This is a genomic window from Micromonospora gifhornensis (assembly GCF_016863515.1).
Taxonomy (GTDB): Bacteria; Actinomycetota; Actinomycetes; order Mycobacteriales; family Micromonosporaceae; genus Micromonospora; species Micromonospora gifhornensis.
This window is the reverse complement of sequence record NZ_BOPA01000025.1, coordinates 1-13,259: the sequence shown is the minus strand read 5'-3', so window position 1 is coordinate 13,259 and position 13,259 is coordinate 1. Positions and strand designations below refer to the sequence as shown.

Below are 13,259 nucleotides of genomic sequence, written 5' to 3'. Positions count from 1 at the left end.
CCGGCCCCGGCCCCCGGCCCCGGCCTCCGGCCCCCCACCCCACCCGCCCACCGCCTGCGCCCGGATGCCGGTGTCAGGCAGGACCTGCAGCTCTCTCGCCGAGCCCACGATCACGGAGCGACCTGGCGACCTGGCGACCTGGCGACCTGGCGACCTGGCGACCTGGCGACCTGGCGACCAAGATCGTTACCTTCCGTGGCCACCCTCTCCAACCCCACAGCCCTACTCACCTCCTTTGCTCTGCTTCAACCCACGCACAACTTCGCTCTCCGTGGTGATCGGTAGGCCAACCATCCTGGACGCCAATCGCAAAAGCACAGGTGAAGAGCTATTGCGTGGGTTGAAGCAGAGCAAAGGGCTTGCAGGTGATGGAGGGTGGCACGAGAAGAACATCACGCTCTGCAACAAGGCGCGATGGCGCCCGCAATTACCCGCGGTGATGTTCGAAGCAGGTCTCGGCACTGAGGTGACGCAATACGGCGGCGTGGATCAAGTGCCTGGAAGACCTTGGCTGCCGACGGTGCCGGGCCGCATCGGAAAGGCTGCGCTGGGGGCAAGGCAGGGAGGTCCAGGCAGTGTGAGGGCCAGGCAGTGAGGGCGAGACGTCGGAGGGCAAAGCGTCGGGGGCCGAGAGAGAGGGTCGAGGGAGAGGGCCGGGGAGGGACAACAAGAACGGGCGCCGGCCCTGGTGGGGGCGGCGCCCGTTCTTTGGGTACGGAGGGTCAGCGGCGGTCGATGTCGCTGGCCACGTCCTCGGTGTAGCTGGCGCCACCGTCGGACTCGCTGGTCAGCGGCTTGGAGCCGCCCTCGGGCGGGCCGGCGATGGTCTGGCCGGCTGCCAGCTCGGGGAACTTCGCGTCGAAGGCGGGGCGCTCGGAGCGGATCCGCGGCATCCGGTCGAAGTTGCGCAGCGGCGGCGGGGAGCTGGTCGCCCACTCCAGCGAGTTGCCGTGGCCCCACGGGTCGTCGACCTCGACCACCGGGCCGGCCTTGTAGGCCTTCCAGCAGTTGTAGAGGAACGGCAGCGTGGAGATACCGGTGATGAACGCGCCGATCGTGGAGATCATGTTCAGCGTCGTCCAGCCATCGATGGCCTGGTAGTCGGCGTAACGCCGGGGCATGCCCTCGTTGCCGAGCCAGTGCTGCACCAGGAAGGTGGTGTGGAAGCCGATCATGGTCAACCAGAAGTGAATCTTGCCGAGCCGCTCGTCGAGCATCCGGCCGAACATCTTCGGGAACCAGAAGTAGATGCCGGCGAACACCGCGAACACGATCGTGCCGAAGAGCACGTAGTGGAAGTGCGCCACCACGAAGTACGAGTCGTGCAGGTGGAAGTCCAGCGGCGGGGCGGCCAGCAGCACACCGGTCAGACCACCGAAGAGGAAGGTGACCAGGAAGCCGATGGACCAGAGCATCGGCGTCTCGAAGCTGATCTGGCCGCGCCACATGGTGCCGATCCAGTTGAAGAACTTCATACCGGTCGGCACGGCGATCAGGTAGCTCAGGAAGCTGAAGAACGGCAGCAGCACCTGGCCGGTGGCGAACATGTGGTGCGCCCACACGCTCATCGAGAGGCCGGCGATGGCGATGGTCGCGGCGACCAGGCCCTTGTAGCCGAAGATCGGCTTGCGGGAGAAGACCGGGATGATCTCGCTGATGATGCCGAAGAACGGCAGCGCGATGATGTAGACCTCGGGGTGCCCGAAGAACCAGAACAGGTGCTGCCAGAGCATCGGCCCGCCGGTGTCCGGGCTGTAGACCTGGGCACCGAGCAGACGGTCGGCGGCGAGCGCGAACAGCGCGGCGGCCAGCAGCGGGAAGACCAGGATCACCAGGAGGCTGGTGACCAGCATGTTCCAGGTGAAGATCGGCATCCGGAACATGGTCATGCCGGGGGCGCGCAGGGTCAGGATCGTGGTGATCAGGTTGACCGCGCCGAGGATGGTGCCCAGACCGGAGATGGCCAGACCCATCACCCACATGTTCCCGCCGACGCCCGGGGCGTGTTCGGTGGTGCTCAGCGGGGTGTAGGCGGTCCAGCCGAAGTCGGCCGCTCCGCCCGGGGTGAGGAAGCCGGCGGTGGCCATGGTTCCACCGAACAGGTACAGCCAGTACGCGAAGCTGTTCAGCCGCGGGAACGACACGTCCGGCGCGCCGATCTGGATCGGCACGATGTAGTTACCGAACGCGAACACGATGGGCGTCGCGAAGAACAGCAACATGATCGTGCCGTGCATGGTGAACAGCTGGTTGTACTGCTCGGGCGACAGGAACTGCAGCCCGGGCCGGGCCAGCTCGGCCCGCATGATCAGGGCCATCAGACCACCGATCATGAAGAACACGAACGCGGTGACCATGTACATGATCCCGATTTGCTTCGCGTCCGTGGTCCGCAGCATCCGCGCGATGGCCGACCCCTTGACCGGCTCCCGGACCGGCCAGGGCCGGGTCACGACCGGCTTGGGTGCGACGGTGGTCACGAGTGGCCTCCGGTTCTGGGTTGTCCCGCTCGGCACGCTGTCGGGGCGGCCGTCATCCGCAAGGAGGATAGTCCCCGGCAGGTGGCAGCGCCGCGTGGGGTCACCGGGCGTGGATCACAAGGGGCCGAGTAGCAACCGATAGTGCTCGCCGAAGATGCGGTCGCCGCGTCCGCGCAGCAGCGGATCGCGCAGCGCGGGCGGTACGTCGCGGGTGCGGTTGCGGTCACGGGTCCGATCCCGCACCCATCGGGTACGCGGCCGGCGGCGACTCTCGTACGCGGTGAGGGCGGCCTCCACGCTGTTCGCGGCGTGCAGCGACTCGGCGAGCACCACCGCGTCCTCCAGCGCCATCGCCGCCCCCTGGGACAGGGTCGGTGCGGTGGCGTGGGCAGCATCACCCACCAGCAGCACCCGGCCCCGGTACCAGCGTCCGAGTTCGACCTCGTCGGTGGTCGAGACGTGCACCTGGTCGAGTGCGTCGAGCACCTCCGGCACCGGCCCGCCGTAGTCACCGAACAGTTCCACGAGCCGAGCCCGGGGATCCGCCGGCACCTCGGTGCCGGCCTCGTCGGCGTAGCAGTGCAGTCGGCCGGCGCCGATCGGCACCACGAGGAAGCCGCTGCGCTGCCCGAGCAGCGCCGTCCACTCGTCGACCGCCGGGCCGTCGCGCACGATGCTGCGGTACACCACCTGCCCGGCGGGTCGGGGCGGGCCGCCGAGGGCCGCCAGAGCGCGGATCGAGGAGCGTGGCCCGTCCGCGCCGATCACCAGGTCGTACTCCGACCAGGTGCCGTCGACGAAGGTGACGCCGACGCTTGTCGGCAGCAGGTCGATGCTGCACACCTCGGCGCCGTGCCGGACCGCGCCGCCGGCTCCGCTGAGCAGCACCCGGTGCAGGTCGCAGCGGGACAGTGCCCGACATTCGCCGACCCCGGCCCACAGCGCGTCGAGATCAACCTCACAGAGCGGCAGCCCGGCCGCGTCGAGGAAGCGTTGCCGGTGGATGACCTGACCGAAGGGGCGGACCGGGCCGTCGAGATCCAGCCGCTGCAGCGCCCGGGCGGCGTTGCCGGGTAGGTAGAGACCGCCGTCGTCGAGCTCGTTCGACGGCGCCTTGTCGGTGACATCCGGCCGGAAGCCGGCCAGGCGCAAGGCCCGGGCCACGGAGAGACCGGCGATGCCTGCGCCGACGACAAGGATGCGCAGGGGGGAGCCACGCATGGGGGTGTACGCCTCCCGGAGGGGAATCGGAACGCGTCGGAGGCAAGACACTACTCGGCGCAATCGCCGCACACCAGAGGCAATCGGATTCACCACCGGCGCTCACCGATGGGCCGCGCCGCTCTTCAGACCCCTCCCGATCCGACCAAGGGACAGCGGCGACGCACCGCTCGGACGACGCCTGACACACCTCACTTTCCACCTCATTCCCCCTCGTCGGTTGCGTCAATTGGTCGAGGGATGTAAATGTGACGATGAACATGGGAGCGCTCCCGGACCCCACCACCCGTCGGCGTTCCCCCACCGCTTCGGTCCGCACCTCCCGTCCCCGGCGTCCCTGCGACGCCGCAGCGCAAGGAGCACCCATGAGACGTACCCTGCGAGCCCTCGCGGCCGCCGGCCTGCTCGCCGCGAGTTCGATCGTCGCCGTGGCTCTCGGCGGCACCGCCGCCGCCGACACGGTGATCTGCGAGCAGTACGGCAGCACCGTGATCCAGAACCGCTACGTGGTGCAGAACAACAAGTGGGGCACCACCGCCCAGCAGTGCATCAACGTCACAAGCAGCGGCTTCGAGATCACCACCCAGAACGGCAGCAACCCGACGAACGGCGCCCCGACGGCGTACCCGTCGGTCTTCCTCGGCTGCCACTACACCAACTGCTCCCCCGGCACCAACCTGCCGATCCAGGTCAGCCAGATCAGCAGCGCGACAAGCAGCATCAACTACCGGTACGTGAGCAACGCCATCTACAACGCCTCGTACGACATCTGGCTGGACCCGTCGCCCAAGCGGGACGGGGTGAACCAGATGGAGATCATGATCTGGCTGAACCGGCAGGGCTCGATCCAGCCCATCGGCTCCCCGGTCGGCAACGCCAACATCGACGGCCGCAACTGGGAGGTCTGGCGGGGCAACAACGGCGGCAACAACGTCATCTCGTACGTGGCCCCGTCGGCGATCAGCAGCGCCAACCTCAACCTGCTGGCCTTCATCAACGACACCCGTAACCGGGGTGCGATCACCAACTCCTGGTACCTGACCAGCATCCAGGCCGGCTTCGAGCCGTGGCAGGGTGGCGCCGGGCTCGCGGTGACCAACTTCTCCGCCGCGGTCAACGGCGGCGGCAACAACAACCCGCCGCCCGTCACCACGCCCCCGCCGTCGGGTTCCGCCGCCTGCGCGGTGAAGTACACGGGCAACTCGTGGAACAACGGCTTCACCGCCGACGTGCAGATCACCAACACCGGGTCGAGCACCATCAACGGCTGGACGCTCGCGTACTCGCTGCCGTCCGGTCAGCAGGTGACCAACTCCTGGAACGCCACGGTGAGCCAGAGCGGATCGTCGGTGACCGCCCGCAACGTCGGCCACAACGGCACGATCCCGCCCGGCGGCACAGCCAGCTTCGGCTACCAGGGCACCCTGAACGGGGCGTACGCCAACCCCACCAGCTTCACCCTCAACGGCACCGCCTGCTCGCGCTCCTGACCAGACCGGCCGGGGGTGCGGCGGTTGCCGCGCCCCCGGCACGGTTCAGACCGTGCCGAGGGCGTCGATGTCGCGCATCTCCTCGGCGGTCAGCGAGAAACCGAAGACGTCGGCGTTTGCCCGGATCCGCTCCGGGGTCACCGACTTCGGGATGACCACGATCTCGTGGTCGAGGTGCCAGCGCAGCACCACCTGGGCCGGCGAGACGTTGTGTGCGGTGGCGACCCGGACCAGCACCGGGTCGGACAGGTCGCTGGTCTTGAACGGGCTGTACCCCTCCAGCACCACCCCACGGTCCCGGTGCTCGACGTGCCGCTGCCGGTCGTACAGGAACGGGCTCCACTTGATCTGGTTGACGGCCGGGTTCTCCTCGGTGGACTGGATCAGCTCGTCGATCTGCCCGGTGCTGAAGTTGCTCACGCCCACCGCGCGGGCCAGCCCTTCGTCGCGCGCGGCCAGCATCTCCCGCCAGACCGGGATCAGCGCTCCCGGGTCGCTCGGCGGCCAGTGCACCAGCCAGAGGTCGACGTGGTCGACGCCGAGGGCACGCAGGCTCTCCTCGATGGTCCGCCGTTCCTGGCCGACGCGCTCGGGCGGCAGTTTGGTGGTGAGGAAGACGTCCTCCCGACGCAGTCCACTCTCCCGTACCGCCCTGCCGACCTCCTCCTCGTTGCCGTACATGGTGGCGGTGTCGATGTGCCGGTAGCCGGCGTCCAGCGCGGCGAGTACGGCCTTGAAGCCGGCCTCGCCGGTCGCCTGCCAGGTGCCGAAGCCGAGCAGGGGGATCCGGACGTCGCCGGAGAGAAGTGCGGTGGGATGGTGGGCATGCTCCATACTGCCCGTTTTACCCCTGATTGCAGCTACCTCGTGCGGGAACGGAGACGCCAGCCGGATCGCAGGCGGCAACCGGCACCCCATCGGGGTGGGGACGGGCCGAACCGGGCACAACCGGCCGGCGTGGCGGAGAATGCGGGTGTGGCTGACCGGCCCGCACTGGCAGACCCCGCCGTGGTTTCCGGCACCGCGGCGCGTCGCATCGAGGCGAGCTGAGACGGCGAGGAGCATCGTGTACCTGACCCATCTCGAATGCCCGGGCTGCGGCCGGGAACACGACGCCGACGTACCGCAGAACCTGTGCGACTGCGGCTCGCCGCTGCTGGCCCGCTACGACCTGGCCACGGTCGCCGGGGTGCTGCAACCGGAGCGGTTCGGGTTACGTCCGGCCACCCTGTGGCGCTACCGGGAGTTGCTGCCGGTGGCCGACCCCGCCCACGTCACCACCCTCGGCGAGGGGTGGACGCCGATGCTGCGCGCCCCGACGTACGGCGCCTGGATCGGCGTGGACGAACTGCTGGTCAAGGACGAAGGGCTGACCCCGACCGGCTCGTTCAAGGCACGCGGGGCCGCCGTGGGCGTCAGTCGCGCCCGCGAGCTGGGCATCCGCCGGATCGCCATGCCGACCAACGGCAACGCCGGTGCCGCCTGGGCCACCTACGCGGCCCGAGCCGGGCTGGGCGCGATCATCGCCATGCCGGTGGACGCGCCGAGCATCTGCCGCCGCGAGTGCGTGGCCGCCGGCGCTGACCTGCGCCTGGTCGACGGCCTGATCGGCGACGCCGGGCGTCAGATCGCCGCGCTGGTCGGGGCCTCCGCCGGCACCATCTTCGACGCCGGCACGCTGCGCGAGCCGTACCGGCTCGAAGGCAAGAAGACGATGGGGTACGAGATCGTCGAACAGCTCGGCTGGCAGGTGCCCGACGTGATCATCTACCCGACCGGTGGTGGGGTGGGCCTGATCGGCATCCACAAGGCGCTCGGCGAGCTGCGCGAACTGGGCTGGGTCGAGGACAGCCTGCCCCGCCTGGTGGCGGTGCAGTCCACCGGCTGCGCGCCGATCGTCCGGGCCTTCGCCGCCGGGGAGGACCGGGCCGATCCCTGGCCGGACGCGCACACCGTGGCGTTCGGCATCACCGTGCCCGCACCGCTGGGCGATCAACTGATCCTGGCCGCGCTACGAGCCAGCGCCGGCACCGCGATCGCGGTCGATGACGCCGAGATCCTGGCCGACCTGCGCGACTTCGCCGCCCGGGAGGGCCTGCTGCTCTGTCCGGAGGGGGCCGCCTGCCTGACCGCCGCCCGCAAGCTGCGGGCCGGCGGATGGATCCGCTCCGGGGAACGGGTGGTGGTGCTCAACACCGGGGCGGGTGTGAAGTACCCGGACACGGTGGATGTCTCCGACGTGCCGGTGCTGCCCCGCTGAGGCCGCTCACTTCCCGTCCGACTCGGTCAACCGCCACGCGGCGTTGATCAGGCCGATGTGCGACAACGCCTGCGGCGTGTTGCCCAACTGCGCCCCGCTGTCCAGGTCGATCTGTTCGCTGAGCAGCCCCAGATCGTTGACGTGGCCGGAGATCTGCTCGAACAGCCCCGCCGCCCGCTCCCGCTCCCCGGCCATCACCAGGCACTCCACCAGCCAGTACGAGCAGAGCAGGAAGCCGCCGGGTTCGTCCTGCCAGCGGCGGATCAGTCCACCGGGACCGCTCAACTCCCGCTCCACGGCCGCGATGGTGGCCCGCATTCTCGGATCGTCGGCCGGCAGGAAGCCCATCACCGGCAGGTACAGCGCCGAGGCGTCCAGGTCCGGCGAGCCGAAGGCGACGGTGTACACCCCTCTGCGTTCGTCGAAGCCCTCACGCAGCACCGTGGCCCGGATCTCGTCCCGGATGGCCGCCCACCGGCGCACGTCGGCACGTTCCCCGAGGTGCGGGGCGAGTTGCACCGCCCGGTCCATCGCCACCCAGCAGAGCACCTTTGACGACAGGTAGTGCCGCTCCTGGTCGCGCGGCTCCCAGATGCCCCGGTCCGGCAGCCGCCAGGTGGCCGCGACCTGCTCGGTCAGGCCGACGACCATCTCGAGCATCTCGTTGTCGAACTCGTCGCCGAGGTGATCACGCAGCAGCCAGGCCGCCGAGACGATCTCGCCGGGCACGTCCGACTGTCGCTGCCGCCAGGCATCGTTGCCGACGCGTACCGGCGTGCTGCCCGCATAGCCGGCGAGGCGGGGACATTCGTGCTCGTAGACGTCGCGTTCGCCTTCCAACCCGAACAGCACCGGGATCGGCTCGGCGCCGATGCGCCCGATCGAGCGGGTCGCCCAGGCGAACAGCCGCGACGACTCGGTCGGGCAGGCCGCCACCCACAGCGCGCGCAGTGTCATGGCGAAGTCCCGCAACCAGGCGAAGCGGTAGTCGTAGTTGCGGTCACCGCCGATCACTTCCGGCAGGGAGGTGGTCGCCGCCGCGGTGACCGCGCCGCTGCGGGCGTACGTCAGGCCGGTGAGCACCGTCGCACTGCGGCGGACCAGATCCTGGTAACGGCCCTCGTACTGGTGCAGCTCGCGGAACGCCTGCCAGGCCTGCACGGTGTCGGCCACGGCGGCGACCGGGTCCAGTTCGGCCGGAGGATCGCTGTAGGCGCCGCCGTACGCCAGGTCGAACCCGAGTACCTGTCCCTCGGCGATCTCGAAGGTCTGTCGTACCCGGTCGTCATCGGCGCGCAGCCGCAGGCCGTGGCAGCGCAGCACCAGGTCGACCGAGCCGGCGACGGCCAGCACCGCGCCGTCGGCCCGTTCCTTCAGGTACGGCGCGGTCAGGTTGTACTGCGGTCGCGGCCGGTACTCCACGGTCATCGGCACCCGTCCGGACAGTCCCTCGACCACGCGCACCAGCACCGCAGGTGAGTTCATGCCGAGTTCGTGAGCCCGCACCCCCGGCTCGCCGGCCAGCGCGTCGGTGACCGCGACACTGCCCTCCGGGGTGTCGTGCACGGTGCGCAGGACCAGCGTGTCCGGCAGGTACGACCGACGCACCCGGTGCCCGGCGGACCCGGCGGCGGCCGGTGCGAGCCGCCAGTGGCCGCCGCCGGGGTCGAGCAGTCGCGCGAAGACCGACGGGGAGTCGAACCGCTGCGGGCACCACCAGTCGACCGATCCGTCCGTGCTCACCAGCGCGCTCGAACGAAGGTCGGAGAGGAACCCGTAGTCGGAGATCGGCGGCTGCATCCGGTCTGCGTACCCGGTCTCCGGGACGCTTCACGTCGGAGCCGGACCGGTGCCGGCCGATGCCGAGAGACTCCTGTCTTCGGTCAGGAGGTCGGGGGTTCGTCCTTCCCGGCAGCCTCGGCCGCGTCGGCCTCCTCCTTGGTCCGGTGCACCGCCTGGTCGGCATGCTCCGGCGGACCGTAGACGGTGTAGAGCACCAGCGGGTTCGGGCCGGTGTTGACGAAGTTGTGTTTGGTGCCGGCCGGTACGACCACCAGGTCGCCCTGCACGACCTCACGCTTCTCGCCGGCGACCCGGGCTTCGCCGGTGCCGCTGACGAAGGTGAGGATCTGGTCGATGCCCTCGTGGACCTCCTCGCCGATCTCACCACCGGCGGGGATAGTCATGATCACCAGCTGGGTGTTCTTCCCGGTCCACAGCACGCGGCGGAAATCCGGGCTCTTCTCGGCGACGGTCGCGATAGTGAAGTGCTCCATGCCTGGGCACATACCCCGTCAGCGGCCCTGCCACGCCGGGACTGGCAAATGGTGGAAATGACCACGGATCGAGGGTTTGCCACGCCATCGAACGGGGATCGACACCACGGCCGGCAAGCTCCGGCGATGCCAGGTCCCCGCTGACGTACCGCCGTTGGGCTGCGGTGGCGGGAGACGGCCGAGCGCGGCGACGTTTCGATCTCCTGTCGAACGGCGCCGCGCGCTCGTGTGCGCCTACCGGCCCGGCAGGTCAGGAGAGTACGGCCAGGTGGAACGGTCGGTCGGCGGAAACGCCGGCGCTGTCGTGGGTGGTCACGAATACCGCGTTCGGGATGCCGGTGCGGCCGGCGACGGTGATCTGCCCGGTCGGTGCGAGGCCGATGCTGCCGGACAGTCCGACCGTGCCGACGCAACTGGCCCCGGTCACGTCCTGGTCGAACACCACCTGGTACATGCCGGTGCCGAGGCGGTTGGCGGTGGCCGCTCCCAGCCCGCGAACCAGCACCCCCTGGGCGTTGACGACCGCGAACAGCACCCGGGCGGTCAGTGGCATGCCGGCACCGGCACAGGTGGTGTGTTCGGCATCAGCACGGTCCGTCGCGCCCTCCTTGGGCACGGGTTGCACCCATGACCTGCTTCTTGCTTTCGCGCTGGACATCAGACTCCTCTCCGGCCGGCCGCCGCCTTGACGGGATGTGTGGTCTGAACGGAAACCAGTTGTTCCTCCCAGCCGTCCGGCCGGGAGGTTCAACGCTGAATAGAGGGTCAGGCGCGCCCCGACACGCCTCGCCTTTCCGGGGCGACCAGGGACAATCGCACCGTTTCCGTCTTCCGAAGGTATGTCGCTCCACCGGCTGGCAGCCACGCGAGGAGCTGTCCGATCAAGGACACCAACCCGAGATGATCACGCCCTTGACCTGGGCGTACGCCCTAGTCGTCGGTCTCCAGGACCGGCACGCCGCCCTGACAGCGCAGCGACAACTCGTGCTCTCCGGTCGGGCCGACGAACGTCACCTCGGCGTCGTCGTCGGGCCCCCGGTCGTAGTCGTCCACCCGGTAGCCCTGCCGCGGCGTCCAGGACACCAGGTACACCCCACCCGGCACGCACTCGGCGACGACGCTGCCACCGGGACTGCTGAAGCTGCGCCGGCTACCCGCGTCGGTGCTCGGGCTCACCGTGCCGGGCACACTCGTCGGCGTACCGCTCGGGTCGGTCGGCGTACCGCTCGGGCTCGGCGGGGCGGCGGTCGGGTTGGCGGACGGGACGACCGGCGGCGGCTCGGCCAGGGCCCGGGCCACCTCCTGTTGGCTGCGCACACCGCCGGGCGTCCCGGTGAGGCTCTCCCCCACCAGTTGGATCGCGGCGACCCCGATCAGCGTGGCGACCACCGCGGTGGCCAGCCATCCGGCGGCGGCGAGGAAGGTACGACGGCCCATGACCCGACTATCCCCGATCGCCGGTTGGGATGAGCTTCGGGCAACCCTAAGAGTGGGTTAACGCGACCGGCCGTGCGGCGCTGACAGGGATACTCTGCCTGCTGTGGCCCGCCTGCTGCTGATCGAGGACGACCTGACCATCCGTACGCCACTGGTGCGGGCACTGCGTGAGCGGGGCCACGCGGTGGCGGCCGCGTCGACCGCGATGACCGGTCTGCGCGACGCCCTCGACGACCGGCCCGATCTGGTCGTCCTCGACCTCGGCCTGCCCGACCTGGACGGCCGGGAACTGCTGCGGATGCTGCGGGCGGTCAGCGCGGTGCCGGTCATCGTGGCCACCGCCCGCGACGACGAGCGGGAGATCGTCCAGGTCCTCGACGCGGGCGCCGACGACTACGTGGTCAAACCGTTCACCGCCGCCCAACTCGACGCACGGGTACGGGCGGTGTTGCGCCGTGGGCCCGGCGGACCGGCCGACGAGGACCCGACCCTGGTCGTCGGGGGCCTGCGGATAGATCCCCGCTCCCGGCAGGTCAGCCTGGACGGCGCGCCGGTCGAGCTGACCCCCCGCGAGTTCGACCTGCTGCGGCACCTGGCCACCAAGGTCGGTGAGGTGGTGACCAAGCGGGAACTGCTGACCGAGGTGTGGCAGATCCCCTACGGCGGGGCGGACAAGACGGTCGACGTGCACCTGTCCTGGCTGCGCCGCAAGCTCGGTGAGAACGCCCAGCAACCGCGCTACCTGCACACCGTACGCGGAGTCGGGGTGCGCCTGGTCGCCCCGGAGGTGGGCGGGTGAGGGCGCGGCTGGCGCTGCTGGTGGCGGCGGTGAGCGTACTCATCGTGATCGCCTTCCTGGTGCCGTTGGCGCTGCTGCTGCGTACCGCCGCCGAGGACCGGGCCACCGTACGCGCCACCGGGGACGCGCAGAGCCTCGCCACGGTGGTCGGCACCGCCGACCCGGACACCATCCGGCTGACCGTCGACCAACTCGTCGCCGAGTCCGGTCGCCCGGTCAGCGTGTTCCTGCCCGACGGCACGGTGCTCGGCTCGCCCGCCGAGCCCACCCCGGCGGTGCAGTTGGCCGGGCGAGGTCAGAGCCTCACCGCCGATGCGTCCGACGGCCGGGAGGTGGTGATCGCGGTACAGGGCCGAGCGGACGGCACGGCGGTCATCCGCACGGTCGTGCCGTACGCCGAGATGACCGCCGGGGTGGGGCGGGCCTGGCTGGTGCTGGCCCTGCTCGGGGTGGTGCTGGTGCTGATCGGTTTGGCCGTGGCCGACCGGCTGGCCCGGACCCTGGTCCGGCCGATCGGTGAGCTGTCGGCGGTGTCCCACCGGCTGGCCAACGCCGAGTTGGACGCCCGGGTGCAGCCGGCCGGGCCGGCGGAGCTACGCGAGGTGGGCGGCGCGCTCAACCATCTGGCTGGCCGGATCCAGGAGTTGCTGCTGCAGGAGCGCGAACAGGTGGCCGACCTGTCCCACCGGCTGCGGACCCCGCTGACCGCGCTGCGGCTGGAAGCGGAGTCACTGCGCGACCCGCAGGACGCGGCCCGGATCACCGAGGCGGTCGACGGGCTGGAACGGGCCGTGACCGGGTTGATCCGGCAGGCCCGCTGGCGTACCCCGGCCGACGGTGCAGTCGCCACCGACGCCGTGGCGACGGTGGCCGAGCGGGTCGCCTTCTGGTCGGTACTCGCCGAGGACACCGGCCGCGCGGTCGACCTGAACCTGGCACCCGGTCCGCTGCCCGTCGGGGTACCCGCCGACGAACTGGCGGCGGCGGTCGACGCGCTGCTCGGCAACGTCTTCGCGCACACCCCGGACGGCACCGCCTTCGCGGTACGACTCGCTCCCACCGGTCACCACGTCGCGCTCACCGTCGCCGACGAGGGCCCCGGCATCGCCGCCGACTCCGTCCGCCGAGGTGCCAGCCAGGCCGGGTCGACCGGCCTCGGCCTGGACATCGCCCGCCGGGCCGCCCAGGCCAGCGGCGGTCGCCTAGAACTGGGTGAACGCCCCGGCGGCGGCGCCGAGGTGACCCTCCTGCTCGGCGCCCCCAGACCCTGACCTCGGGGTTGGTGCGTGATCGACT

At 70.4% G+C, this 13,259-nt stretch carries 11 protein-coding genes; 4 read left to right on the top strand and 7 right to left on the bottom strand.

The annotated features are described in order from the left end of the window. Positions 1-722: 722 nt before the first annotated feature. Both ctaD and Vgi01_RS18150 read right to left on the bottom strand, forming a co-directional pair. Positions 723-2,480, bottom strand: a complete 1,758-nt coding sequence (gene ctaD / locus Vgi01_RS18155) for an aa3-type cytochrome oxidase subunit I (RefSeq protein WP_102657761.1) — start codon at positions 2,478-2,480, stop codon at positions 723-725. 114 nt (positions 2,481-2,594) lie between these two features. Continuing rightward, complete coding sequence (locus Vgi01_RS18150) at positions 2,595-3,701, bottom strand: FAD-dependent monooxygenase (RefSeq protein WP_203220100.1); 1,107 nt, start codon at positions 3,699-3,701, stop codon at positions 2,595-2,597. Positions 3,702-4,066: 365 nt separating this feature from the next. Here Vgi01_RS18150 and Vgi01_RS18145 point away from each other — a divergent pair, with 365 nt between their 5' ends. Then, positions 4,067-5,191: a glycoside hydrolase family 12 protein gene (locus tag Vgi01_RS18145; protein ID WP_102657763.1), complete on the top strand. Its 1,125-nt coding sequence runs from the start codon at positions 4,067-4,069 to the stop codon at positions 5,189-5,191. Positions 5,192-5,236: 45 nt separating this feature from the next. Here Vgi01_RS18145 and Vgi01_RS18140 read toward each other — a convergent pair whose 3' ends face one another. Next, the gene (locus Vgi01_RS18140; protein ID WP_204291809.1) at positions 5,237-6,025 is read right to left on the bottom strand and encodes an aldo/keto reductase; all 789 of its coding nucleotides are present in this window, start codon (positions 6,023-6,025) and stop codon (positions 5,237-5,239) included. Positions 6,026-6,257: 232 nt separating this feature from the next. On the opposite strand from Vgi01_RS18140, the gene Vgi01_RS18135 reads away from it, so the two are divergent. Then, on the top strand, positions 6,258-7,451 hold the full coding sequence (locus Vgi01_RS18135; protein ID WP_204291808.1) for a threonine synthase: 1,194 nt from the start codon (positions 6,258-6,260) through the stop codon (positions 7,449-7,451). A gap of 6 nt (positions 7,452-7,457) precedes the next feature. On the opposite strand, the gene Vgi01_RS18130 is transcribed toward Vgi01_RS18135, so the two are convergent. From Vgi01_RS18130 to Vgi01_RS18115, 4 genes are all read right to left on the bottom strand, one after another. Then, positions 7,458-9,251, bottom strand: coding sequence for a glycoside hydrolase family 15 protein (locus tag Vgi01_RS18130; protein ID WP_204291807.1), 1,794 nt, complete (start codon positions 9,249-9,251; stop codon positions 7,458-7,460). 83 nt (positions 9,252-9,334) lie between these two features. Continuing rightward, positions 9,335-9,727 carry a cupin domain-containing protein gene (locus tag Vgi01_RS18125; RefSeq protein WP_102657767.1) on the bottom strand — a complete coding sequence of 131 codons (393 nt, stop codon included), beginning with the start codon at positions 9,725-9,727 and terminating at the stop codon, positions 9,335-9,337. A 250-nt stretch (positions 9,728-9,977) separates the two neighbouring features. Beyond that, positions 9,978-10,352 carry a hypothetical protein gene (locus Vgi01_RS18120; protein WP_013731847.1) on the bottom strand — a complete coding sequence of 125 codons (375 nt, stop codon included), beginning with the start codon at positions 10,350-10,352 and terminating at the stop codon, positions 9,978-9,980. Between the two features lie 305 nt (positions 10,353-10,657). Then, on the bottom strand, positions 10,658-11,164 hold the full coding sequence (locus tag Vgi01_RS18115; RefSeq protein WP_204291806.1) for an RAD23 family protein: 507 nt from the start codon (positions 11,162-11,164) through the stop codon (positions 10,658-10,660). A gap of 103 nt (positions 11,165-11,267) precedes the next feature. On the opposite strand from Vgi01_RS18115, the gene Vgi01_RS18110 reads away from it, so the two are divergent. Together Vgi01_RS18110 and Vgi01_RS18105 are read left to right on the top strand one after the other, a co-directional pair. Further along, positions 11,268-11,963, top strand: coding sequence for a response regulator transcription factor (locus Vgi01_RS18110; RefSeq protein WP_102657769.1), 696 nt, complete (start codon positions 11,268-11,270; stop codon positions 11,961-11,963). Then, positions 11,960-13,234, top strand: coding sequence for a sensor histidine kinase (locus Vgi01_RS18105; protein WP_102657770.1), 1,275 nt, complete (start codon positions 11,960-11,962; stop codon positions 13,232-13,234). The genes Vgi01_RS18110 and Vgi01_RS18105 overlap by 4 nt, the downstream gene beginning before the upstream one ends. The last annotated feature ends 25 nt before the right edge of the window (positions 13,235-13,259 follow it).

Bases quoted from the DNA above. Each gene is read 5' to 3' on its own strand.
- Vgi01_RS18145 (WP_102657763.1), top strand. From the start codon at position 4,067: ATGAGACGTACCCTGCGAGCCCTCGCGGCCGCCGGCCTGCTCGCCGCG.
- Vgi01_RS18140 (WP_204291809.1), bottom strand. From the start codon at position 6,025: ATGGAGCATGCCCACCATCCCACCGCACTTCTCTCCGGCGACGTCCGG.
- Vgi01_RS18150 (WP_203220100.1), bottom strand. From the start codon at position 3,701: ATGCGTGGCTCCCCCCTGCGCATCCTTGTCGTCGGCGCAGGCATCGCC.
- Vgi01_RS18115 (WP_204291806.1), bottom strand. From the start codon at position 11,164: ATGGGCCGTCGTACCTTCCTCGCCGCCGCCGGATGGCTGGCCACCGCG.
- Vgi01_RS18130 (WP_204291807.1), bottom strand. From the start codon at position 9,251: ATGCAGCCGCCGATCTCCGACTACGGGTTCCTCTCCGACCTTCGTTCG.
- Vgi01_RS18125 (WP_102657767.1), bottom strand. From the start codon at position 9,727: ATGGAGCACTTCACTATCGCGACCGTCGCCGAGAAGAGCCCGGATTTC.